Source organism: Agrobacterium sp. MS2 (genome assembly GCF_003261015.1).
GTDB classification, from domain to species: Bacteria; Pseudomonadota; Alphaproteobacteria; order Rhizobiales; family Rhizobiaceae; genus Agrobacterium; species Agrobacterium pusense.
This window is the reverse complement of record NZ_QLNF01000005.1, coordinates 78,313-102,712: the sequence shown is the minus strand read 5'-3', so window position 1 is coordinate 102,712 and position 24,400 is coordinate 78,313. Positions and strand designations below refer to the sequence as shown.

General features: G+C 59.4%; 23 protein-coding genes. 12 read left to right on the top strand and 11 right to left on the bottom strand.

Going from position 1 to position 24,400, the window contains the following annotated elements; genetic code table 11:
- Positions 1–11: 11 nt before the first annotated feature.
- From DOU54_RS01395 to DOU54_RS01365, 7 genes are all read right to left on the bottom strand, one after another.
- On the bottom strand, positions 12–839 hold the full coding sequence (locus DOU54_RS01395) for a carbohydrate ABC transporter permease (protein WP_004444918.1): 828 nt from the start codon (positions 837–839) through the stop codon (positions 12–14).
- Positions 836–1,720, bottom strand: a complete 885-nt coding sequence (locus tag DOU54_RS01390) for a carbohydrate ABC transporter permease (protein WP_034496581.1) — start codon at positions 1,718–1,720, stop codon at positions 836–838. The genes DOU54_RS01395 and DOU54_RS01390 overlap by 4 nt, the downstream gene beginning before the upstream one ends.
- A 66-nt stretch (positions 1,721–1,786) precedes the next feature.
- Entirely contained in the window at positions 1,787–3,061 is a 1,275-nt protein-coding gene (locus DOU54_RS01385; RefSeq protein WP_113730300.1) for an extracellular solute-binding protein, read from the bottom strand.
- Positions 3,062–3,136: 75 nt separating this feature from the next.
- Complete coding sequence (locus tag DOU54_RS01380; RefSeq protein WP_037092647.1) at positions 3,137–4,210, bottom strand: ABC transporter ATP-binding protein; 1,074 nt, start codon at positions 4,208–4,210, stop codon at positions 3,137–3,139.
- Positions 4,211–4,217: 7 nt separating this feature from the next.
- Positions 4,218–5,729: an arabinosylfuranosidase ArfA gene (gene arfA, locus DOU54_RS01375; protein ID WP_113730298.1), complete on the bottom strand. Its 1,512-nt coding sequence runs from the start codon at positions 5,727–5,729 to the stop codon at positions 4,218–4,220.
- A gap of 122 nt (positions 5,730–5,851) precedes the next feature.
- Positions 5,852–6,781, bottom strand: coding sequence for an ArsR/SmtB family transcription factor (locus DOU54_RS01370; protein WP_004444928.1), 930 nt, complete (start codon positions 6,779–6,781; stop codon positions 5,852–5,854).
- A 181-nt stretch (positions 6,782–6,962) separates the two neighbouring features.
- Positions 6,963–8,255, bottom strand: a complete 1,293-nt coding sequence (locus DOU54_RS01365; RefSeq protein WP_022562627.1) for an ABC transporter substrate-binding protein — start codon at positions 8,253–8,255, stop codon at positions 6,963–6,965.
- Between the two features lie 112 nt (positions 8,256–8,367).
- Here DOU54_RS01365 and DOU54_RS01360 point away from each other — a divergent pair, with 112 nt between their 5' ends.
- Genes DOU54_RS01360 through DOU54_RS01345 form a run of 4 tightly spaced genes read left to right on the top strand, consistent with a single transcriptional unit; the run spans position 8,368 to position 13,100 of the window.
- Positions 8,368–9,432: a LacI family DNA-binding transcriptional regulator gene (locus DOU54_RS01360; RefSeq protein WP_004444930.1), complete on the top strand. Its 1,065-nt coding sequence runs from the start codon at positions 8,368–8,370 to the stop codon at positions 9,430–9,432.
- Positions 9,425–11,302, top strand: a complete 1,878-nt coding sequence (locus tag DOU54_RS01355) for a DUF2264 domain-containing protein (RefSeq protein WP_113730296.1) — start codon at positions 9,425–9,427, stop codon at positions 11,300–11,302. The genes DOU54_RS01360 and DOU54_RS01355 overlap by 8 nt, the downstream gene beginning before the upstream one ends.
- The gene (locus tag DOU54_RS01350) at positions 11,299–12,315 is read left to right on the top strand and encodes a hydroxyacid dehydrogenase (RefSeq protein ID WP_113730294.1); all 1,017 of its coding nucleotides are present in this window, start codon (positions 11,299–11,301) and stop codon (positions 12,313–12,315) included. The genes DOU54_RS01355 and DOU54_RS01350 overlap by 4 nt, the downstream gene beginning before the upstream one ends.
- Entirely contained in the window at positions 12,312–13,100 is a 789-nt protein-coding gene (locus DOU54_RS01345) for a sugar phosphate isomerase/epimerase family protein (RefSeq protein WP_113730292.1), read from the top strand. The genes DOU54_RS01350 and DOU54_RS01345 overlap by 4 nt, the downstream gene beginning before the upstream one ends.
- A 162-nt stretch (positions 13,101–13,262) precedes the next feature.
- Here DOU54_RS01345 and DOU54_RS01340 read toward each other — a convergent pair whose 3' ends face one another.
- From DOU54_RS01340 to DOU54_RS01325, 4 genes are all read right to left on the bottom strand, one after another.
- Positions 13,263–14,336, bottom strand: a complete 1,074-nt coding sequence (locus DOU54_RS01340) for an ABC transporter ATP-binding protein (RefSeq protein ID WP_107339614.1) — start codon at positions 14,334–14,336, stop codon at positions 13,263–13,265.
- 86 nt (positions 14,337–14,422) lie between these two features.
- Entirely contained in the window at positions 14,423–15,298 is an 876-nt protein-coding gene (locus DOU54_RS01335; protein WP_113730290.1) for a carbohydrate ABC transporter permease, read from the bottom strand.
- Complete coding sequence (locus DOU54_RS01330; RefSeq protein WP_193603280.1) at positions 15,291–16,244, bottom strand: carbohydrate ABC transporter permease; 954 nt, start codon at positions 16,242–16,244, stop codon at positions 15,291–15,293. The genes DOU54_RS01335 and DOU54_RS01330 overlap by 8 nt, the downstream gene beginning before the upstream one ends.
- Before the next feature lie 6 nt (positions 16,245–16,250).
- Positions 16,251–17,540, bottom strand: a complete 1,290-nt coding sequence (locus DOU54_RS01325) for an ABC transporter substrate-binding protein (protein WP_004444937.1) — start codon at positions 17,538–17,540, stop codon at positions 16,251–16,253.
- Positions 17,541–17,657: 117 nt separating this feature from the next.
- Here DOU54_RS01325 and DOU54_RS01320 point away from each other — a divergent pair, with 117 nt between their 5' ends.
- The 8 genes from DOU54_RS01320 (at position 17,658) to DOU54_RS01290 (ending at position 24,397) form a co-directional block, all read left to right on the top strand.
- Entirely contained in the window at positions 17,658–18,368 is a 711-nt protein-coding gene (locus DOU54_RS01320) for a TetR/AcrR family transcriptional regulator (RefSeq protein WP_100911160.1), read from the top strand.
- 247 nt (positions 18,369–18,615) lie between these two features.
- Complete coding sequence (locus DOU54_RS01315) at positions 18,616–19,758, top strand: Gfo/Idh/MocA family protein (RefSeq protein WP_172873544.1); 1,143 nt, start codon at positions 18,616–18,618, stop codon at positions 19,756–19,758.
- A gap of 10 nt (positions 19,759–19,768) precedes the next feature.
- Positions 19,769–20,932: a dihydrodipicolinate synthase family protein gene (locus tag DOU54_RS01310; RefSeq protein WP_113730288.1), complete on the top strand. Its 1,164-nt coding sequence runs from the start codon at positions 19,769–19,771 to the stop codon at positions 20,930–20,932.
- A gap of 23 nt (positions 20,933–20,955) precedes the next feature.
- A complete protein-coding gene (locus tag DOU54_RS01305; protein ID WP_004444942.1) occupies positions 20,956–21,777 on the top strand; it encodes a sugar phosphate isomerase/epimerase family protein in 822 nt (273 codons plus the stop codon).
- Positions 21,778–21,796: 19 nt separating this feature from the next.
- Entirely contained in the window at positions 21,797–23,032 is a 1,236-nt protein-coding gene (locus DOU54_RS01300; protein ID WP_113730286.1) for a Gfo/Idh/MocA family protein, read from the top strand.
- Between the two features lie 322 nt (positions 23,033–23,354).
- The gene (locus DOU54_RS27300; protein ID WP_022562637.1) at positions 23,355–23,525 is read left to right on the top strand and encodes a hypothetical protein; all 171 of its coding nucleotides are present in this window, start codon (positions 23,355–23,357) and stop codon (positions 23,523–23,525) included.
- 261 nt (positions 23,526–23,786) lie between these two features.
- Positions 23,787–23,996 (top strand): cold-shock protein, encoded by a 210-nt coding sequence (locus tag DOU54_RS01295; RefSeq protein WP_003508146.1) that lies wholly within the window; start codon positions 23,787–23,789, stop codon positions 23,994–23,996.
- 110 nt (positions 23,997–24,106) lie between these two features.
- A complete protein-coding gene (locus tag DOU54_RS01290; protein WP_004444954.1) occupies positions 24,107–24,397 on the top strand; it encodes a hypothetical protein in 291 nt (96 codons plus the stop codon).
- Positions 24,398–24,400: the final 3 nt, after the last annotated feature.

Sequence of the window (24,400 nt, the reverse complement as noted above, 5' to 3'; positions counted from 1 at the left end):
CGTCCGCCCCCTCACCCTTTCACACCGGACGAGATCATGATGGCTTCCGTTACCCGCCGCTGGAAGATGACGTAGGCGATGATGACCGGCAGCGCGGCAAGCATGGCGATGGCCATCAGCCGTGCATAGGCAACGCCGAATGTGTCATTGACCTGGGTGATGCCGACCGGGATCGTCATCATGTTTTCCGAGGTAACGACGAGGAAGGGCCAGAAGAAGGCGTTCCAGACCGTGATGAATGTCACGATCGCCATGGCGGTCGTAATGCCCCAGTTCAGCGGCAGGTAGACCTTGAAAAGGATCGTATACTCACCGCCGCCATCCAGAACCACAGCCTCGCGCATCTCCTTCGGCACGCTGTCGAAGAACTGCTTGTAGACGATGATGACGATGGGCGTGATGAGCTGCGGCAGGATGATGCCTGCCCAGGTGTTGATGAGGTTAAGGTTTTTCATCAGGATGAACTGCGTGACGACAAGCGTCTGCGCCGGCACCATGAAACTCGCCAGCACGATGCCATAGAGCAGGCGTCGGCCCGGAAACCGTATCTGCGAGAGGGCATAGGCGCACAACATCGAGATAAGAAGCACCGACACGGTAACGATCGCCGCCGTGCCGACCGAGTTGATATACCAGTTCATCAACTGCGTGTTGAAGATGGCGTTCACATAGGCGCTCAGCCGGAACTCGTCGGGTATCAGCAAGGTGTTCCCTGCAACATTCTCATCCGAGCGAATGGAGGTGACGAAGGTCCAGTAGAGCGGAAATATCCACACCAGCGCCGCCGAGAAGGTCAGCACGGTCAGGATGATGTTTTCTAGTCTTCTGGTGAGGCTCATGAGTTCCTCCGGATGCGCAGCAACTGGAACTGGAGAATGGAAACGATGACGATCAGCAGGAACAGCACGGTGGCGACGGCAGAGGCATAACCGCCATTGTTGAGCTGGAAGGCTTCACGATAGACCTTTAGAAGCAGTACGAAGCTTGAGTTGAAAGGGCCGCCGCCGCTCAGGAGATAGATCTGGTCGAATATCTTCAGTTGCAGGATCAATTGAAGGGTCAGCACGAGGGCTGTCACGGGCCATAATAGCGGCCAGGTCACGCGCCAGAAGCGTTGCCACGTCGTTGCGCCATCGAGCGAGGCGGCCTCATAAAGCTCGGCCGGAATGTTGCGAAGACCCGCGATGAATAGCAATACGTTGAAACCGTTGGTCCACCAGATGGTGACGACAGCGACCATCGGCATGACCCAATAGGGATTCTTGAAGACCGCGACCGGTTTTCCGGCAAACAGGGAAATCACCGGCTGAAGAATGCCGAACTGAAGATCGAGCATCCACGTCCAGATTTCCGTGACGACCGATACAGGCAAGACATAGGGCAAGAAAAACAGGCTCATCGCAACCGTCTGCCTGACGCCCGAAAGGCGGCTGACGGCGAGTGCGATCATCAGCGCGATGACGGTCGTCGGGACCACGGTTAGAAGCACAAAATAACCGTTGTTCTTCAGCGACGTTATAAACAGGCGGTCGCTCAGCAGCTTTGCGTAGTTTGCAAACCCGACCCAGTTTCCATCACCGATCAGGGGCGCATCGGTGAAACTCATGCGCACCATCTCGACCAGCGGATAAAGGAAGAAGGTGGCGAAGACCACGATGAACGGCGTCACCATCGACAGCGCGATCAGCGATTTCTTGCGCCGGTTTTCAATCATAGCCATGGACTGTCTCCGGGACTTCACGCATTGCAGGCGCCCTCCGGCCAGAGACCGGAGGGCCGGTTCCTGTCACTTCAGCTTGCTTTGCAGCTCTTCCTTGATCTGCTCCACCGCATCCGTGCCGCTCATGAAGCCCTGAATGGCCGGAGCGATGACGTTGAGCGCGGCATCATAGGCAGGCGAAGCGACACCCGTGATCGTCGTTTTCGGATCGAACACGGCTGCTTCTGCAAGTGACGCATAGGTGGCGTTCGGCTGCATCGCCTTGTAATCGCTGCCCTCGGTGATCGATTTATAGGCCGGGATGTGGCCAGCATCGGCCCAGCTGATGGCGTGTTTTTCCATCCAGCCGATTACCTTCATCACCGCGGCGCGTTTCTCGCCGGAAACGGTCTTGTCACCCTGGTTGGGAATGGCAAAAGCGTGTGAATCCGCCCATGTAGCGCGTTTACCCATGAAGGGCGGAACCTCGACCGCGCTCCATTTGAAGCCCAGCTTGTTGTTCTTTTCCAGGTCCTTGTAGGTCGGCACTTCCCAGACGCCGTTCAGCTGGAAGGCGGATTTTCCGGCGGAGAAGAGCGCGACGGAAGCGGGATATTCCGCCTGCTCCGGCGCCCAGCCGTTTTCGCGCCATTTCGACATGGTATCGATAGCCTTGGCGGCCTTCTCCGCATTGTCGCCGGCCAGCACCTCGCCATTGGTGACGAGTTCACCGCCCTGCTGCGAGAACAAGGTGTAAAAGACGCGCCAGACACCGGCTTCTCCGCCGGATTGATACGTTACCGGCGTTTCGACGCCTTTTTCCTTGGCCCAGGCCAGCGCCTTCTCGAAGTCGTCTATCGTATTGATACCGGTCAGCTTGCCTTCGGCATCGATATATGGCGAGCCTTTGAGAAGATCGGCATTGTAATAGAGAACCAGCGCGTGAATATCGAAAGGCACGGCATAAAGCTTGCCGTCATGGGTGGCCGCATCGAGCGGCGCACTGAAGAAATCGTCCTTCTTCAGGCCCGCATCCTCAAGATCCTTGTCGGTAATCTCGCTCAGTACCTTCTCCTGCAGCGCCAGCGGCGCACGGGACAGGTGATAGGTCATGACGTCAGGTCCTTCGCCGACGGCAGAAGCGGTCCGCACCTTGGTATAGAAGGGCACGCCCCATTCGAGCGTCGTTCCCTTCACCTGAATATCAGGATGTTCCTTGTTGAAGGCATCGATCAGCGCCTTCATGCGCACGCCGTCACCGCCGGACAGGAAATCCCACCAGACGATATCCTGTCTGGCCAGCGCCGGCAGGGCGGTCAAACCCAGAACCGTGCCAACAAGCAATGTCTTGATCAGTCGCATCGTTCACTCCTCCCGTTTTCTTTGAAAACACCCCATCGGGGATGGTCTGCTGCCTCGACAGGCGCCTCCTCGCGCCTATCGCAACCTTCTGCCGTCGCTGTCGAAAACCATGATGTGGTCGGGCGCGGCGGTGAGCGAAACCGGACGGCCATCCAGGCTCTCGCGCGAGCCCTGGCGCTGCACGATGATTTCCCTGCCGGCCCCGGTGCGGGTATAGAGGTAGGAGACGTCGCCCAGCTCTTCCGCGACCTCGACGACGACCGGCAAGGCACCGTCCTGTGTTATGATCAGATGCTCGGGTCGGATCCCGATCTCGAAACGCTGCCCGGCGGAGACGGGTTGCGAGAGCCGCGCCTCGATATGTCCATGCCCGCCATCGGGCGAAAGCGTCACGACGCCTTCGTGCTGTCCGACGACGTCCGCCTGCAGGAAGTTCATCGCCGGTGAGCCGATGAAGCCCGCGACGAACCGGTTATCAGGATCGTCATAGAGGGTGAGCGGTGCACCCGCCTGCTGCACGACGCCGCCCTTCAACACGAAGATCTTGTCCGCGAGCGTCATGGCCTCCACCTGATCATGTGTGACATAGATCATTGTGGCACCCAGCTTGCGGTGAAGCCGGGTCAGCTCCAGCCGCATCTGCACGCGCAACTCCGCATCGAGGTTCGAAAGCGGCTCATCGAACAGGAAGACCTTCGGCTGTCGAACGATGGCGCGGCCGATGGCGACGCGCTGGCGCTGTCCACCGGAAAGCTGCGACGGCTTTTTCTGCAGATGATCTTCCAGCTGCAGGATGCGGGCCGCCTCGCCCACCCTCTCATTCACCTCCGCCTTCGGCCGGCGGGCAAGACGCAGGCTGAACGCCATGTTCTCGAACACCGTCAGATGCGGATAGAGGGCGTAGTTCTGGAAAACCATCGCAACGCCGCGATCCGCCGGCTCGACGGCCGTGACATCACGGTCGTCGATGGCTATGCGTCCGCCGCTGGTCTCTTCAAGACCGGCAATCATCCGCAGCAGCGTGGATTTTCCGCAGCCGGAAGGCCCGACGAAGACCGCGAAGCTGCCGGTCGGGATGTCCATCGAGACATCCCGGATCGCCGCGAAGGAGCCGAAGGACTTGGCGATATTGTTGAGACGGACACCCATGGCCGCCTCACTGAACCTTCAGACGCAGCACATGATAAGACAGCGCCGGCACGGACCCCTTCAGCGCTCCGTCTTCGACGCCGACACCGCTGCCCGGCACCGGCACGACACGATCCGGCTGATCCGGGCCATTACCGACACGCAGATCATATCCCGCCATGGCCAGATGCAGATCGAGCGTGGTCGACGAGAAACCGGTGAGGCTGACATCGAGGTCGGCGGCCTCGGTCAAGTGCCGGTTCAACACGAACAATGTCACCATGCCTTCCGCCTCGTCATAGACACCGGCGACATCGAGATATTTGACATCATCGGCCGCATTGCAGTCATAGGTCGGGCAATCAACGGCGACATTCAGCGCGACGCCACGGCCATAAAGCGAAGCGAACTGGTATGGATAATAGATCGTCTGACGCCATGCCGGGCCGTTCTTCTCGGCACGGATGGGGGCGATGACATTGACGAGCTGCGCGATGCAGGCGATGCGCACCCGATCCGAACGGCGGATGAACTCGTTGAGCAGACCCGCCACGAACAGCGCGTCCTCGAAATTGTATGTCTCTTCGAGAAGTGCGGGCGCTTCCGGCCAGTCCCAGCTCTTGATGCGTTTGCCGTCTTCTTCGCGGATGTGATACCAGACGTTCCATTCGTCGAAGCAGATGGAGACGTCGTTCTTGGCGCGCTTCTTCGCCTTCACATAATCGATGACGCCCGCAATCGTCTGGATGTAGCGCCCGGTTTCCTCGATCTTGCCAAAATAATTCAGCGTGTCGCGGCTGTTATTGCCGAAATATTTGTGCAGCGAGATGTGATCCACATTTTCATAGCACTCCTCGAGAACTTCCCGCTCCCATTCGGGATAAGTGGGCATGCCGTCATTGGAGCTGCCGCAGACAATTGCTTCAATTGTCGGGTCGAAACCCTTGAAGGCCTTGGCGGTTTCGTTGGCGAGACGCCCGTACTCCACCGCCGTTTTGTGACCGATCTGCCAGGGACCGTCCATTTCGTTGCCAAGGCACCACATTTTCACGCCATGCGGTTTTTCGGCGCCATGGCTGCGGCGCAGATCGCTGAGCGTCGTACCGCCGGGGAAGTTGACGTATTCGAGGAAGTTGCGGGCGTCGTCCAGACCACGGGAGCCAAGATTGACGGCGAGCATCATCTCGATGCCGGCCATCTGCGCCCAGTCGGCGAATTCATTGATGCCGATCTGGTTGGTTTCCTTGGAGCGCCAGGCGAGATCGAGACGGATGGGACGCTGGTCGCGCGGCCCAATGCCGTCTTCCCAGCGATAGGCCGAAACGAAGTTGCCGCCCGGATAACGGATGGCCGGGATCTTCAGGTCCTGCACGAATTTCAGAACGTCCTTGCGAAAGCCGTTTTCATCCGCCTGAGGATGGCCCGGCTCGTAGATGCCGCCGTATATGGCGCGCCCCATATGTTCGATGAAGGCGGAATAAAGACGATCGTCGATACGCCCAATCCGGAAGTCCCGGTGGACTGAAACCCGCGCTTTCATAAGGCTCTCCTCCCATGCGCATTTATATCGTGAAATGTGGTATAAACCACATTTGATAATATAGTTGCCGAGGGAATCCGCGCCTGTCAACCGCGAAAATCATACTTATTAAATTTGCTGGATCAGGCAGCCGTTCGCAGGCGCAGAACGATGTCCTGGTCGTAATTTCCGAACCCGCGGCCAAATATGTTCAGCCCGCCCGGATGTTTCGCATCCGCCTTGACCTCGATGCGCAGACGGATGGAACGGTGGCTGGTCAGATCGATATCCGCGAGCGTCACATCCGAAATCCGGGTCCCATCCACAAAGGTTCCCTGGGCGGTAATCCGCCATGTTTTCAGCATACCGTATTGCGAACCGGACAGCTTCCACCAGTCCGGCGTAAATGTTCCCCGCTTGTCTCCGAAATCGCCGGGCGACGTCCAGACGCCGATTTCCCTGCCGTTGACGGACAGGGTGATGTCCGACGGCCAATTGCTGTGGGTTCCGGGAACCTCGGAACTGACCTCCATGGAAAACTCGACTTCCTCGACCTCTCGCCCCTGAATCTTGGCGTTATTGGGGAACTGATACTCGACGAAACCCGATGTCAGCCATAACAAGGCCGTCTTCATGCGGTCCGGATCCATGAACGTATCGGGCACATCCAGAAGCCCGATAATGCCCTCCGGCGAGCAGATGCCACAGGGCGCCGTTACCGAACTTTGCGTGTAAAGACCGAGAGGCATCGCCACGGCAATATAGTTTGAGGTCGCCGGGGTTTCGGGTTTTCGGAAGGAAACGATAAGTTCGTCACAGGTGGCAAAGCAGATTTTCTGGCTGCCCTTGCGCGCCTTGCGCGTCTCGGTTCGCAGCAACCCCGCCTCCTCCAGAACGGCCACGCCGGCGGAAACGGTGGACTGGGGCAAATCCAGCCTCTGCGCAATTTCGTTGACATTAAGACCGCTCGCCTCGTGCAAGAGCTTCAATATCTGCACGCGGATCAGCGATGCGGCCGCTTTCAGCACATCGAATTCTTTTTCAGCATCAACGAGAAGGAAATTGGGCGCCATATTCTAATCTTCAGATTTATCGATCCAGATCAGAATTTCTGGCTTAAATGCCATGCACTTGTCTAGTGCTGTTTGCCGTGCAGGCGCTTCCAAAAGGCGGAAAGAGGGATTCACCGCCCTCGCTTCATGAAAAAGGCATCGCCACGCGGCTGCGAGACCGCGCGGCGGTGCCCTTTCGTCGTCAGCCGCGCTTGCGCAGGGTCCGCGTGCCGGTGTCGACGAGATTTTGCGCTGCTTCATCCACGGTGGCGCGGCCGAAGGCGAGCGAATCGGCGATGGGGCGCATCACGCCGCGGTCGAACTCATTGGCGCCGATCGGGGCGGGCTCCGGATAGGGATCGAGCTTGCCCGACAGGCTCTCAATGTAATCCACCGTCTTGCGCTCGGTCTCGTTGAGCGTCGGCAACAATGCCTCGCGCACAACCTTGGCGGGCGGCACGCCGCGCTCGACGCCGAGTACCTTGCCTGCTTCCAGATCGTTGACGAAGAAGTTGATGAATTTCGCCGCCGCTTCCGCGTTGGTCGAAGTGGACGAAATGGACCAGATGAGGCCCGGCCGATAATAATGCCCGGTCGGCTTGCCCGGCCCCTCACCCGGCAGCATGCCGATGGACAGCGTTTGCTTATTGAGTTTCTGGTAGCCGACAAGCTGGTTGGAATAGGCAAAACCAATGGCCGAATTGCCAAGCGTCAGCGCATTGGATTCGATGGTATTGTCGTCGCGCGTCTGGATATCGGCGGAAACGCAAAGCTTGTTCTCGCGCAGGTCCTCCCAATAGGCGAACCATTCCTTGGCATCTTCCTTGTTGAAGCCGATGGTGCCGTCCTGAAACAGAAGCTTGCCGCGCTGGCGCAGCCAGACATCGAAGACATAATGATAACGCGCGCCATAGGGTACGGCCCAATAGTTGCGCTTCGCCGGGCCGTTCTTCTTGAAATCGCGCGCCAGTTCAGCAAGCGCCTTCCAGGTGATCTGATCCTGTGGAACGGAAACACCCGCTTCTTTCAGCGTGTCGGCGTCATACATCATGCAGAAGGAATTGAGCCCGAGGCCGACGCCGTAAAGCTTGCCGTCGATACGGCAGAGATCGATCTCGCTTTTGCCGAAGGTGGAAAGATCAAGCGACTTGCCGACGAACTGATCCAGCTCCATGCAGGCGCCTCGGCCCGAATAATCGGCGATGGTGGAAGGTTCGAGCTGGAAGATATCGGCGACGTTTCGCCCCGCCATCGATGTCGCAAGCTTGGTCCAGTAATCGGAACCGGCGATCATTTCCCCGCTGATTTCGGTCTGCGGATTGGCCTTCTGGTAAAGGGCGATCACATCGTTGGTGCGCTTGCTGCGATCGGCAGATCCCCACCACACGCAACGAAGCCGGGTTTCAGCCGCAGCCGCGCGAAAACCGCCCGCCGCAGCACCCAGGCTCGCCAGCGCCGCCGTCACCAAAAACCCGCGTCTATCAATCATTTGCATCTGCTCCTCCCGCGTTTTGCAAATTTTTCTGATATCACTTAAATTCTTGCAAATTTTCTTTGTTTGCAATATTTGCATCATAACAGATTTTTTTGCAAGCGCAGGAGCCGATATGAACGATACGCCCGACATCAGCCGTCCGCGCCAGTCGGATATCGCCCAGCGCGCCGGGGTCTCCATCAGCACAGTCTCGCGTGTTCTCGCAGGGGAAAAAGGAATCAGCGCGTCGATCCAGACCAAGGTTCTGGGAGTTGCGGCGGAGCTCGGATACCCCTTGCGACCGGCGACCAACCAGTCGGCCGGTGTGCAGCTGGAAGGCAAGACAATCCTCGCGCTCATGTCCGCGGAAAGGGCGACGGGCGATATTGGCGCCTTTTACCACGATATTTTCGATGTGCTGCGCAGCCTCGCCCAGACGGACGGTTTCGAACTCGACATCAGGCTATTGCACCAGAAGCAGATCGACGATTCCCTGATCCAGCGGGTCTGTGAGGTGGACGGCCTCCTGGCCATCGGGCTCGATCCCGAGGAGGAGATCATCCACCGCATCACGCAGGGCGTACTGCAACCTGTTCTTGTCAACAGTGCTGACCCCTCCATGATGCTCGATTGCGTTTCGCCTTCCAATTTTTACGGCGGCGCGCTGGCTGCCCGGCGGCTTCTGGAACTCGGCCATCGCAAGGTCGCCTATATCGGTCCGCATCATCGCCACACCATCAGGGAGCGTATGCGCGGCTTCCGCCATACGATCCTTGAGGAAAAAGGAACGACCTATGAGGAATTCCTGCTTTCGACGGCAGATAGCGGCTTCGGGCAGGCGGGCGACGCGGTTCGCCAGCTGCTGGCCAAAAACCCTGAACTGACAGGCATTTTCTGTATGAATGACGCAATTGCCCTTGGCGCACTCGGGGCAGCGCAGGAGCTGGGCCTCGGCGTTCCCGACGATCTTTCCATCATCGGTTTCGATGACCTGCCCTTTGCCGAACTTTCCACCCCACGTCTCAGCACGATCCGGGTCGATCGCCGCGAAATTGCGCGCGAAGCGGTTGACCTGCTGCGGCGGCGCCTGACCGAGCCTTCAGCCAATGCCCGTCAGGTGCAACTTGGCGTGCAGCTGGTGGAAGGACAGACAGCCGGCAAGGCGAAAAAGACGGGAAAGGCGACGCGCGATGCATGACACCATGAGCAGACCCCATATGGCGCGATTTAACCCGCTGCACGGCAATCCGCTCAAAAGCCGCGCCGATGTCCGGCGGGCGCTGGATGATAGCTTTGCGCCGCTTCTTCCCTATTTCTCGCAGGGTGGCGCAAGGGTGACGCTCAGCGGAGCAGCCGCGCACTTCGACCGGGCGGCGGCCGATCTGGAAGGCTTTGCCCGACCGCTCTGGGGCATCGCACCGCTTGCGCTGAGTGGCGATCGTTTCGACCATTGGCCGCTTCTCACCCGGGGCATAGCCAACGGCACCGATCCTTCCCATCCTGAATACTGGGGTGATGTGCGCCAGAAGGATCAGCGGCTGGTGGAGCTCGCTGCAATCGGTTTTGCACTGCGGCTTGCGCCGCAGCATTTGTGGGAACCACTGTCCGATACACAGAAAGACAATGTGCGCCGCTATTTGCTGACCGCCCGTGAGCGCGGTTACGCCGATAATAACTGGAAGTTTTTTCGCATCATGGTCGACATGGCGCTGGATCATCTCGGTATCGAATTCGATCGCAGCCTGACCGAAACCTTCCAGAAGGAGCTCGACGATTTCTATATATCCGACGGCTGGTATCGCGACGGCAACTATCGCCGCATCGATCACTACATTGCCTTCGCCATGCATTTCTACGGGCTGATTTACGCGAAACTCAGCAAGCCTGATGACGCCTATGCCGAGCGTTACCGGCAGCGCGCACGGCTTTTCGCTGGCGATTTTGCCAGCTGGTTCGATGAGGATGGCGGAACCCTGGCTTTCGGCCGCTCCATGACCTACCGTTTTGCCTGTGGCGGTTTCTGGGCGGGCCTTGCCTTTGCCGACGAGGAGGCGCTGCCTTGGGGCGAGATCAAGGGCCTTTATCTGCAGCATCTGCGCTGGTGGGCCAAAAAGCCGATTGCCGATCGCGATGGCGTGCTCTCCATCGGCTACGCCTATCCGCAGCTCACGATGTCGGAAAGTTATAATTCGGCAGGTTCGCCCTATTGGGCTTTCAAGGCTTTCCTGCCGCTTGCCCTGCCGGAGAGTCATCCCTTCTGGCAGGCGGAGGAAAGGCTGCCCGAACCGTCCCCAAGCCCTAAGCCGCTTGTTCATCCCGGCATGGTGATGATGCGGACGAAAGGCAACGTCACGGCGCTCTCCAGCGGCCAGGAAAATCTCTCCATGCGCGGCGGGCCGGAAAAATACGCAAAATTCGCCTATTCCTCCCGCTACGGCTTCGGCGTGGAAGTGGACGAGCGTGGCTTCAAGACCAACGGTTTCGACAATATGCTGGCCTTTTCCGAGGACGGACTACATTACCGTGTGCGCGAGACCAACGAAAAGGTTCTGCTGGCGGGAGCAAGCCTGCGGGCGACATGGAAGCCGTTTGCCGATGTCGCCGTTGAGACCACGCTGGTTGCGGCTGGCGACTGGCATATCAGACTGCACCGGATCACCTCTGCCCGCTCCCTTTGGGTCACCGAAGGTGGCTTTGCGATCAACCGCAACGATGGCGACCGCGACGCCGTGAGCGAAGAGGCCGGACGGGCGACGACGGATTGTGGCACTGACATATCGGCAATCATCGATCTCGGTTCGAGCATAAACCGGCACGGCGTGGCGCTGAAGGCACTGCCCAATACAAATCTCATCAACGCCAAGACCACCGTGCCGCAATTGCGCGGCCAGATCGCTGCTGGCGAGAGCGTTCTGATTTGCGCGGTCTTTGCCGGGGTGAGCGGCCCGGAAGGCGAGAAAGCAATGGCTTCGGTTCCAGCCATTCCCGACCTGGAGGCGCTTGATCGCCTCTTCGCGAGAGAGGGCGTGCCGGTCAGCAGCATGGCGGCCAGGGGAGAGCCGCAATGACGAGCCCGATTCCGCGTCTCAGCATAGCCATGGACCCGGAACGGACCGAGCATGTGCTGACATCGCAGGCGCTCGACAGGTTGTCAGAGAGGGTCGAGATTCTCGACACAGGCACAATCCGCGATTTCCACGATCCTGCGGTGAAAGAGCAGCTGGCGAAGACGGATATCCTCCTGACCGGCTGGGGCTGTCCGGATATCGGCGCGCAGGAACTGGCGCTGATGCCCCGCCTCAGGCTTATCTCCCATGCTGCCGGCACGGTAAAATATTTCCTGTCGCAAGCGGTGTTCGATCGGGGCGTTACGGTGTGCAGCGCCGCAGAGGCGAATGCGCAGCCGGTCGCAGAATTTTCGCTGGCGATGATCCTGCTGGCCGGCAAGCGCACCTTCGGTTTCCGACGTCTTTATCTGGAGCATCGCGACCGAGCCCCGGTCGAGCGATTGCAGGCGCAGGCCATCGGCAATCTCGGCCTCACGGTCGGCATCGTCGGCGCGTCACGCATCGGACGTCGCGTCATTGGTCTATTGCAGCCCTTCGATCTCAATCTCATGCTTTTCGACCCGCTTCTCGATGCTGCGGAAGCGGAAAAGCTCGGCGTCCGTCTTGCCTCGCTCGAGGAGCTGATGGCGGCGAGCGACGTCATTTCCCTGCATGCGCCCTCCCTGCCGCAGACGCGGCACATGATTGGCGCGGCAGCGCTTGCCCGCATGAAGGACGGCGCAACCCTGATCAACACGGCGCGCGGCGCACTTGTGGATGAAGACGCGCTTCTGGCCGAACTGAAAACCGGACGCATCGAAGCCGTCATCGACGTGACCGATCCCGAAGTGCCGCCGCCGGACTCACCCTTTTACAGCCTGCCGAACGTCTTCCTGACGCCGCATATTGCCGGCGCCACCGGTCTCGAACGGGCGAGGCTCGGCGACATGGCGATTGCCGAAATCGAACGCTTCTGCTGCGCAGTGCCTTTGCAGCAGCAGGTGCGGCCCGAACATCTGGACCTGATCGCGTGAGACCTTTCGAACCCGGCCTGTGCTCCGTCACCTTCCGCTCCCTGACGCCACAGGTCGTGATAGAGCTTGCGGCCAGCAATGGCATCAGGGCGATCGAATGGGGTGCGGATGTCCATGTCCCGCCGGGCGACCTCGAAAATGCGCGGCAGGTTGCTGCGCGGACGGCAGAAGCGGGCCTCTCCGTCTCGTCCTACGGTTCCTATATCTTCGCGCCGGATTTCACACCTGACGATGTGACCAGTGTGCTCGAAACGGCAAGGGCGCTCGGCACACGCCATATCCGTGTCTGGCCGGGGCAACGCAAACGTCCATCCGCCGATTACACACCCGCGGAACGCCGCGTGGCAACGGAAGCGCTGGCGACAATTGCTCGCCGAGCGGAAGACTACGGCATGACAATCGGCCTCGAATATCACCCGAATTCGCTGACCGACGCCCTCCCCTCCGCCCAGCAGCTGGCGCAGGATTTGCCGATGCCCAACCTGTTCTTCTACTGGCAGCCCGCCCCGGGCCTGCCGCTGGAAGAGGCACTCGCGGAAATATCCGCGCTAGGCCCACGCATCTGCCATCTGCATGTTTTCGCCTGGTTCGCCGACGCCAGCCGCCTGCCGCTTGCCGACCGCGCAGACTACTGGCGGGCGTGCATCGAGGCTTTGCCTGAGGGCGAATGGACGAGACCCGCCTATGCGATGCTGGAATTCGTCAGGGGTGATGACATCGGCCAGTTTGCGGAAGACGCGCTGACACTAGGCAAGATACTCGCTGGCCGCGGAGTGGCCGATTAGCGCACGATTAACCTCACACGCGGCGTCACCCCGGCCTCGTGCCGGGAACCTGATCATGTGGAACAAACACGTTCTTCATCCTCGGGACAAGCCCGAGGATGAAGAACGCAAAGCTTTCTGGACTTCGTCAGCCACTGTGGTGAGACAGCTCGCCACTCGTTCTCATATCCGCCGTCCATCCGCCCCAAACAGATGCGTCTTGCCCAGATCGAACGCAAAGGGAATCGTTTCTCCGATGCGGATCTGGCGCTGGCCATCGAGAAGCACGGTCGCTGGCTGGCCGTCGGGGGTGCTGGTGTAAACCACTGTCGAGCCACCGAGATGTTCCACGAGCTGGATGGAAGCTTCACCGAGAGAGGATTGCGCCTGCGGGTTCACATGTTCCGGGCGCACACCGAAGGTGAGCGGTTCCCCCTGCTGAGCAGTGACCGGTTTTTCAAGCACGATGCGCTGTCCCGCCACTTCGATGGTGCGGTTGGAGGCGTCGCCTGAAGCCACTTTTGCGGAGAGGAAATTCATCTTCGGTGAGCCGATGAACCCCGCAACGAACTGGTTTGCGGGATTGTTGTAGAGATCGAGCGGGCGGCCGACCTGCATGATGCGGCCGTCGCGCAGCACGACGATCTTGTCGGCCATGGTCATGGCTTCCACCTGGTCATGCGTCACATAGATCATGGTGCTGCCGAGCGTCTGGTGCAGCTTGGCAATTTCGACGCGCATCTGCACGCGCAGTTCCGCATCGAGGTTGGAGAGCGGTTCGTCGAACAGGAAGATTTTCGGCTCGCGCACGATGGCGCGACCGATGGCGACACGCTGGCGCTGGCCGCCGGAAAGCGCCTTCGGCTTGCGCTGCAACAGCGGGCCGATCTGCAGGATATCGGCGGCCTTCTGCACCCGTGCCTCGACTTCCGGTTTTTTGTAGCCAGCGGTTTCCAGCCCGAAGGCGAGGTTCTTGTAGACGCTCATATGCGGATAGAGCGCGTAGGACTGGAAGACCATGGCGATGCCGCGCTTGGAGGCAGCGGTTTCGTTGACCCTCTCACCGTCGATACGCAGATCGCCTTCGGAGATTTCCTCAAGCCCGGCGATCATGCGCAGAAGCGTGGATTTGCCACAGCCCGAAGGGCCGACGAAGACGGTGAATTCGCCCGGCTCGATCTTGAGATCGATGCCGTGGATGACCGGAAAAGCGCCGAACCGCTTGACGATTTTTTCGAGCGTAATGCTGCTTGCCATGCTGTTTCTCCCGACTGTCGCGCCGCATGCGGGACGGCTGCGACAGTGTTGATTGTCTTAGAATACGTTCCCGATCCGGGATCCGCTCAGCGTTTCATTCCCGTCGTCGCGATGCCTTCAATCAGCAGCCGCTGGAAGAACAGGAAAAACAGGAAGACCGGCACCAGTGACAGGTTGGACATGGCGAAAAGCGAGGTCCAGTCCGAGCTGCCGGTGGAATCCACGAAGGACCTGAGACCAAGCTGCACGGTGTAGGTGTTGATGTCGTTCAGATAGATCAGCGGACCGAAGAAATCGTCCCAGGTCCAGATGAAGGAAAAGATGGCGGCCGTTGCCAGAACCGGCAGCGACAGGGGCAGCATGATCTTCCAGTAGATACGGTAGGGCGAGCAGCCATCCATGACAGCCGCTTCATCCAGCTCACGCGGAATACCGCGGAAGAACTGCACCATCAGGAAGATGAAGAAGGCGTCCGTCGCGAGATACTTCGGCACGATCAGCGGCAGCGATGTGTTCACCCAGCCCATTTCCAGAAACAGGATATATTGCGGGATGAGCACAACGTGATAGGGCAGCATCAAGGTGCCGAGCATCAGCGCGAACCAGAAATTGCGCCCGCCGAAGCGAAGCCTTGCAAAAGCGAACGCCGTGAGCGAGCAGCCGACCACGTTGCCGATGGTGGCCAGCACCGAGATGAAGAAGGAGTTCCAGAAGAACTGCCCAAAGCTCACCTGCAGCCCGGTCCAGCCTCTGATATAACCGCCGACATCCACCGCCGAGGGAATGAGCGAGGATGAGCCGAACAGCTCGTCCTGCGGCCGGAAGGAGCCTGAAATCATCCACAGGATCGGATAGAGCATCGCAAAGGAGGCGATGATCAGCGCCGTATGGAGCATCACCGATTTCAGCGGCGAGCGTTGCGGGCCTTGTCCCGGCCGGGGAGCGGTAACAGCGTCAGTCATCGTAATGCACCCAGTATTTTGCGCTGAGGAACGAGAAGGCCGTGAACAGCGAGATGATGATCACCAGGATCCAGGCAAGCGCCGAGGCATAACCCATGCGGAAGAAACCAAAGGCTTCCTGGTAAAGATAGAGCGTGTAGAACAGAGTCGAATTGATCGGCCCGCCGGTGCCCTCGGAAATAATGAAGGCCGGCGTGAAGGCCTTGAAGGCGTCGATCGTCTGGATCACGGCGTTGAAGAAGATGACGGGCGTCAGAAGCGGCAGCGTAATGCGGAAGAACTGCCGCACTTTGCTCGCGCCATCGATTTCGGCGGCCTCATACATGTCCTGCGGAATTTGCCTCAGACCTGCGAGGAAAATGATCATCGGCGAACCGAACTGCCAGACCGAGAGGATGACCAGCGTGTAGATCGAATAATCCGGATTGGAAATCCAGCTCGGCCCTTCATAACCAAAGGCCTGCCAGAGTATCATGTTGACGAGACCGTCAGAGGCGAAAAGCTGACGCCAGAGAACGGCAATCGCGACGCTGGAGCCCAACAAGGACGGCAGATAGAAAATCGCCCGATAGAGGGTCAGGCCGCGGATGCCGCGGTTGAAGGCGAGCGCCACCAGCAGCGCGAAGATCAGCTTCAGCGGCACCGACAGCAGCACATAGGTGAAGGTGACCTGCATGGCGGCGGCAAACTTCGGGTCGGCCGTGGCGATGCGCACATAATTGGCCGCACCCACCCAGTCCGGCGACTGCAACAGGTCGTAGTTGGTGAAGGACAGATAAAGCGACGCAAGCGCCGGGCCCAGCGTGAGGCCGAAAAAGCCGATCAGCCAGGGCAGGAGAAACAGGTAGGCGTGAATGTTGCGGTCGAAGATCCGCGTCAGGCCGCCCCGTTTCGGGAGAGCCGCGCCACGGCTCTCCCCCACAAGAGTTTCAGATTGAAAGGCCATAAACCATCACTTCCGTTTGATAACGGTTTCGGATTCCTTGACGAGGCGGTCACCGCCTTCTTCCGGGGTGATCTTGCCGAAGCCGACTTCTTCCGCCGTGCGTTTCAGGACAAAGGCGAATTCGCCCGCACCCGGAGGTGGCGCCGGCGGCAGATCGCCGACGCCGGGTGTAATTTCGGCGATGTATTCCACCATGCTCTTGCTGACTTCATCGAGTTTCGGGGTCAGCGCGTTGCGCATGGATTCCGACGCCGGAACGCCGCGCTCCACGCCGAGAATATCGATGCCTTCCGGCTCGGCGACGAGGAAATTGATAAACCCGACGGCCTGTTCGATACCGGCACTGCCATTGGCGACGCTGATGAGCATGGAAGGTTTAAGGTAGTGGCCGGAAGGGCCGTCCTTCGTGCTCTTCGGATAGGAGCTGATGGCAAGTTTGGCCTTGTTGAGCTTCTGATACCCGACGAACTGGTTGGAATGGGCAAATGCGGTTGCCGCTTTGCCCGTCGTCAAAGGGTTGGTTTCGATATTGAGCTGGTCGAGCGCCTGCACATCGGCGGGCACGCAGGCACCACTCTTGCGCAGATCCGCCCAGAGCGTGAACCACTTGGTCGCGTCGGTCGGATCGAAGCCGATGCCGCCATCCTGCGTGTAGAGTGACTTGCCGTTCTGGCGCAGCCAGTTTTCAAAGCTCGGCTCCACGCCGCTCGCATCGGCTGTGGCGTAATAACCGGGCTTCGGCTTGTTCTTGCTGAGCTTGGCGGCATTTTCGGCAAACTCCTCCCAGGTCTGGCCGATGGCCGGCGGTGTCGCGCCGGATTTTTCCCAGGCCGCCCTGTCAAAGAAGACGGCGCTGGAATTGACCCCCAGATTGATGCCGTAAAGCTTTCCATCGACCCGGCCGGAATCGATGTTCATCTTGCCGAAATCCTCGATCTTCAAGCCCTTGCCGATGTAATCATCCAGCGGCGCCAGCGCGCCGCGCCGGCCATATTCGAAGATGTAACGATAATCCATCTGGATCAGATCGGGCGCATTGCGGCCAGCCACCTGCGTTGCAAGGCGCGGCCAATAATCGCTCCAGCCGGCGAATTCCCCGGCGATGTCGAGATCGGGCTTCACCTGCTTGTAGGCTGCTATCGCCTTGTTGGTGCGATCGGCACGCTCCTGCGACCCCCACCACAACATGCGAAGGCGCGCGGCCTGCGCCTGCGCCGAACCACCTCCCAATGCTGCAAGCGACAGGGCCGCAAGCCCTGCCGAAAGCACAGTTCTCCTCTGAAGCATCACGGGCATTGGCAACTCCTCCCTATTGACTGCCAATTGATGATGAACGCAAACGACACTTGCCGTTTTATAACTAATTGGTTACATGGGAACACCGATCGCAAACATTGTCAAGCGGGTGCCGAAATGGAAGAAACGACTAAGAACCAGCCGTCCGATCCGGGCCCCGATCCGGCCGTGGAGGAAACGCTGCCGGCAAAGCGCAAACGGGCCACGGCCCAGGTGCGAAACCCGGAAAGAACCCGCGCCGCCATTCTTGAAGCTGCCCGCCGCGAGGTGGCCGCCAAAGGGCTGGCGGGGGCCAGAATCGATGTCGTCGCCCGCCGCGCCGGGACCAACAAGAGGATGATCTACCATTACTTCGGCGACAAGGATGCGCTTTATCTCGCCGTTCTGGAAGACGCCTACCGCCATATCCGCCATACTGAAAGACGGCTTGATCTGGCCCGTAAGGCCCCGTCCGAGGGCTTGCGGGAACTTGCGCTTTTCACCTGGCACTACTTTCTCGACCACCCCGAATTCCTCAGCATCCTCGCTACGGAAAACCTCAATAAAGCCCGGTATCTCAGGCAATCACCGACGATCACGGCGATGCACTCAAATTTCATTTCCGAGCTTGAGGACGTGCTGCGGCGTGGCAGCGACGCCGGCGAATTCCGTGACGGCCTCGACCCGATCGACGTTTATCTGACCATCGCTTCGCTCGGCGCCTTCTACCTGTCGAACAGGTTCACCCTGTCAACGATCTTCCAGCGCGACCTGACAGACCCTGCCGAGCTGGAGCGATGGGGCCAGCACATCGTCGACACGTTGCTTGCTGCAGTGCGGCGGGTCTGAACGAGCCAAACCGGATTCCTGTTTAACTACAGCGATGACGCGCCATTCGCATCCGCGAAGCGCGTCATTTTCTTTTGCGGCGCAGCGAATAACTGCAAGGGCGAGCCTTCAAACCTCATCAATTTCTCCTGTCAAAAAACACCTTGACAGATCGTGTTCTTCGCGATCACAAATAACCAAATGGTTACAAATTACCATGTTTGACGGAAGCGGCCTTGCGGGAAAAGGTCGCCTTGGGAGGAAATTCATGAAACGTATCGGCGTCATCATGCACGGCATCACCGGCCGCATGGGTTACAACCAGCATCTCGTGCGCTCCGTTCTCGCCATTCGCGATCAGGGCGGCGTGCTTTTGAAGAACGGTGAAAGGGTGATGCTCGATCCCATTCTCGTCGGCCGCAACGGCGCGAAGATCGAGGAAATCGCCAAAAAGCATAATGTCGCGCGCTGGACGACCGATATTGATGCCGCTCTCGCCAACCCTGACGACACACTTTTCTTCGACGCTGGCACGACACAGATGCGTGGCAGCCTTTTGGAAAAAGCCATCAAGGCCGGTAAGAACGTCTATTGCGAAAAACCGATTTCGGACACGATGGATGAGGCGCTGGCGATTGCCCGCCTGGCCGAAAGTGCGGGTATCAAGCACGGCGTGGTGCAGGACAAGCTGTTCCTGCCCGGCCTTCGCAAGCTCGCCATGCTGCGCGACAGCGGCTTCTTCGGCAAAATTCTCTCCGTGCGGGGCGAGTTCGGTTACTGGGTCTTCGAGGGCGACTGGCAGCCAGCGCAACGCCCCTCATGGAACTACCGCCTGAAGGATGGCGGCGGCATCATTCTCGATATGCTTTGCCACTGGCGTTATGTGCTCGACAATCTGTTCGGACCGGTGAAATCCGTGAGCTGCCTCGGCGCGACGCACATTCCGGAGCGTTTCGATGAACAGGGCAAAGCCTATAAGGCGGATGCGGACGACGCCGCCTACGCCACCTTCGAACTGGAGGGCGGAGTTATCGCCCACATCAACTCTTCATGGGCGGTACGGGTGCGCCGGGACGATCTCGTCACCTTCCAGGTGGACGGCACCCACGGCTCGGCCGTCGCTGGCCTGACGAAGTGCTTCACCCAGCACCGCACCAACACGCCGAAGCCGGTATGGAACCCCGACCAGCCGCAGACCATCGATTTTTACAAGACCTGGCAGGAGGTGCCGGACAACGTCATTTATGACAACGGCTTCAAGGCACAGTGGGAAATGTTCATCCGCCACCTCGTCGACAATGATCCGTGGCCCTATGGCCTGATGGAAGGCGTGAAGGGCGTGCAGCTTGCCGAACTGGGGCTGAAATCATGGAAGGAACGCCGCTGGCTCGACGTTCCCGCCCTTTCCTGAGGAGGCTGACGTGAGTGAACTCAAGCTTCCGAAGGACGACCGCAGCATCGAGGTCTACAGATTATCCGGCACACCGGTCGCGGCTGAGAAACGAAGTGCCGCCGATTTCAACCGCGTCGCTTTCGCGGCCGCCCACGTGGTGGCCGATCCACTCGCCGACAACGACCCGTGGCTGACCCCCGCGATCGATTGGGATGCGACCTTGCGTTTCCGTCATCGCCTTTGGGACCTCGGCCTCGGGGTCGCAGAAGCGATGGACACGGCGCAGCGCGGCATGGGGCTGGCATGGCTGCAGGCCCAGGAGCTGATCTCCCGGTCGCTCAAGGAAGCCGCCAGCCGCAAGGATGCGCTGATTGCCTGCGGGGTGGGCACCGATCATCTGAACGGAAGCGGTTACGATCTGAATCAAATTATCCACTCTTACCTCGAACAGCTTGATTTTGTTCAGGGAGAAGGCGGGCGCGTTATCCTGATGGCCAGCCGCGCGCTCGCCGCCGCCGCCCGTTCGCCCGATGATTACCTCAAGACCTACGCCAGGGTGCTTTCCCGCGCCGAACAGAAAGTGGTGATCCACTGGCTGGGCGAAATGTTCGACCCGGCGCTCGAGGGCTACTGGGGTTCCGGCGACCATATGACCGCCATGGACACCTGCCTTGCCATGATCGAGGAAAATGCCGACAAGATCGACGGCATCAAGATTTCACTTCTCTCCAAGGAAAAGGAAATTGCCATGCGCCGCCGCCTGCCCGCTGGCGTGCGCATGTATACCGGCGACGATTTCAACTATGCCGAATTGATCGCCGGTGACGAACAGGGTCATTCGGATGCGCTCCTCGGCATTTTCGATGCCATCGCGCCTGCTGCGTCCAAGGCGCTGGCCAGCCTGAAGCGCGGTGCTGACAATGAATTTTTCGATATTCTGGAGCCGACGGTGGCGCTTTCACGCCACATCTTCAAGGCGCCCACCCGCTTCTACAAGACCGGCGTGGTGTTCCTCGCCTATCTCAACGGATTGCAGGATCATTTCACCATGGTCGGCGGCCAGGAAAGCACCCGTTCCACGCAGCATTTCGCCGAGCTTTTCCGGCTGGCGGACAAGGCCAACGTGCTGGCTGAACCTGACCTGGCGACGCACCGGATGAAGGCATTTCTCGCCGTCCGGGGTATCAGCTAAAGCAGAACGAGGGAGGATAGAACATGAGCCTTGAAGGCCTTTCCATCAATTTCGCGACCGTGCGGCAAGGCGCAAATTTCGGTGCCATCGTGGATGCCTGCCTCGCCCATGGCATCACCACCATCTCACCGTGGCGCGAGCAGGTGAACGGTATCGGCCTTGCGGAAGCCGCCCGCATCGTTGAGCGGAACGGCCTGCGCCTGTCCGGTCATTGCCGCGGCGGTTTTTTTCCCGCTCCTGACGCTGAAGGCCGACGTCTCGCCATCGAGGACAATAAACGCGCCGTCGATGAGGCCGCCGCCATGAAGGCCGACTGCCTTGTGCTTGTCGTGGGCGGCCTGCCCGCCGGTTCGCGCGATCTGAAAGGTGCGCGGCAGATGGTGGAGGACGGCATGGCAGAACTTCTTCCTTATGCGCGGGCTGCCGGCGTGCCGCTCGCCATCGAACCGCTGCATCCTTTCTATGCCGCGGACCGCGCCTGCATCAACACGCTGAAACAATCGCTCGACCTCTGCGACCGGCTGGGTGCCGGCACCGGCGTGGCCATCGATGTCTATCATGTCTGGTGGGACCCGGAACTGGAGGAGCAGGTGGCGCGGGCCGGCAGGAATGGCCAAATTCTCGCCCATCACATCTGCGACTGGCTGGTGCCGACCACTGACCCGCTCAACGATCGCGGCATGATGGGAGATGGTGTAATTGACCTCAAGGCATTTCGCGCCATGATTGAGGCTGCGGGCTTCCACGGCCCGCAGGAAGTGGAAATCTTTTCGCATCGCTGGCAGGCGCGCCCGGTGGACGAGGTCCTCGCCACCGTGGTCGAGCGTTTCAAGACTGTTTGTTGATAGATCCGGGAGAGAGACAATGCCTGAAAGGGTGAAACGCAAACGCTATGCGCTGGTCGGCACCGGCAATCGTGGCACCACCATGTGGGGCCGCGAATTGCTGGCCGGCTGGAGCGACTATGTCGAACTCGTCGGCATTTGCGACCTGAACCTGATGCGCGCCGAGCGCGCCCGCGCCATGATGGGATCGAGCGCACCGCTTTACGACGATTTCGACCGGATGATGGAAGAGCAGCGCCCGGAGCTGGTGATCGTCTGCACGCCCGACGATACGCATGACGACATCATCATCCGCGCGCTGGAAGGCGGGGCAGACGTCATCAGCGAAAAGCCGATGACCACCACCCCCGAAAAGATTGACCGGATTCGCGCAGCCGAGGCCAAAAGCGGTCGCCGGGTCGATGTCTCCTTCAATTATCGCTTCTCTCCCACCGCCGCTCGCATCAAGGAACTGATCGACGAAGGCGCCATCGGCACCGTTACCTCGGTGGATTTCCACTGGTATCTCGATAACCAGCACGGCGCGGATTATTTCCGCCGGTGGCACGCCTTCACAGAACATTCCGGCAGCCTGTTCGTGCACAAGGCCACGCACCATTTCGACCTCCTGAACTGGTATCTCGACTCCGACCCCATCGAGGTGAAGGGCTTCGGGCAATTGCTGCATTATGGCAAGAACGGCCCGTTCCGCGGAACGCGCTGTCGCACCTGTCCGCACAAGAATGAGTGTGATTATTTCATGGACCTCGGCGCCGATCCTTTCCTCGATGCGCTCTACGAGGACCCGTCGAGCATTGACGGATACATGCGTGATGCCTGCGTCTTCCGGGAGGACATCGACATTCCCGATACCATGAGCGCTTCGATCCGTTATGCCAGCGGCGTGCAGGTTTCCTATTCACTCAACACCTACATGCCGATAGAGGGTCACCACATCGCCTTCAACGGCCACAAGGGTCGCATCGAGATGCGCCAATATGAAAAGCAGCCCTGGACGGAGCCGCCAGCCGATGAAATCCTGCTGGTGAAGAGCTTCGGCGGCGGTGTTGAGCACATCTGGGTGCCGCATGAGCCGGGCGGCCATTATGGCGGCGACAACCGCATGCGCGACATGATCTTCAAGCCCGGCTCCAACGACCGGCTACGGCAGCGGGCTGGGTCGCGCGCCGGTGCCATGTCGGTTCTGACAGGCGTGGCGGCACTGAAAAGTGCGCTGGAAGGCGGCGCCCAGCCGGTGAAATCCCTGCCCCTCTAGCTGCCTCAGCCCGTGGCGCCATCCGCCACGGGCAACCACCAAAAAGAACGGGCGATATTCCGCAGATTACGCACTCCTTCCATACCGGTAAATTGATTGCCGGGGGAAGAAAGAGTGAGTCATGTCCATTTTGCAATCCATCGTTCCGCTCATCATCATCGGCGTCAGCCTCGTCGTATTCTTCAAATGGGTGGGGCGCGATATGAATCGGGAAGAGAAGAAGCCGCGCTCCCGCCGCTGACCGATCACGCCCGCCCGCGCCCTTGCACGGTTACGGAACCTCGTCCTGCCGTCGGCGTTTCCCTGTCAGAAGGAGAACGCCATGACGCAAGAGCAAAAGACGAAAAACGACGACAACAGGGCTTCGAAGGCCAGCGACATTCCTCCTGCAGGTCCGCACGCCAAACCTTCCCTGACCGACCATGAAAAGACACCAGGCGCAGGAAGCCTGCCGGATGGCGACAGCAAGGATGTCACGCCTGGCGCCGGTTGATGACCATTTGCGCCGAAATATCATACATTTATTATATTTCGGCGCATTAACAGTCACTTAGCCCCCGAACCGTCGCGAAATACCTGTTTCTTCAGGTTGGTCATTGCAAAATCGAATATTGAGCTTATATTTGCCTTATCGACCATTGCTTGTGACGTCGTTCTGGAACAGACTGTTCCCCGTCGGATTTCCTCTCAAATAATCGATCTTATCCCGCAAGGTATCGCGGGAACCACAACGATTCTACGAAAGGAAATCGTTATGAACACTGGTACTGTAAAGTGGTTTAACGCCACCAAGGGCTTCGGCTTCATTCAGCCTGACAATGGCGGCACGGACGTTTTCGTCCACATTTCCGCTGTCGAGCGCGCTGGCATGCGTTCTCTGAACGACGGCCAGAAGATCAGCTACGAGATCGTCCAGGACCGTCGGTCCGGAAAGAGCTCTGCCGACAACCTTCAGGCAGCTTGATATTCGTCATTTTGGCACCGCAGACCACGGATGTACTGGCTGCGCTTGCCGATGACTGTGAGAGGTCGGGTTAAAGCCCGGCCTTTTGTTTTTGGGCCATGGAGGTCCTCATGCGTAAAAATTCCTATCATTGCGGTGACACCGTCTTTTTGAAGTCCGGCGTCCTTGGCAATGCACAGCCCGATGGTCCCGGCCGGATCGTGTCAGTCATGCCCGAAGCCCAGGGAACGGTTCGTTACAGGGTGCGTTTCCAGCACGAGAATTTTGAGCGCAGCGTCGCACTCGATGAGATAGACGCATCGATGTCGACGGCCTCGCGGCTAGGCAAAGGCGAAAGCCTCTCGCCACGCGAAACCGGATCAAGCTGGATCAACCTGAACACGATCAAAATCAGAAAGTAGCGG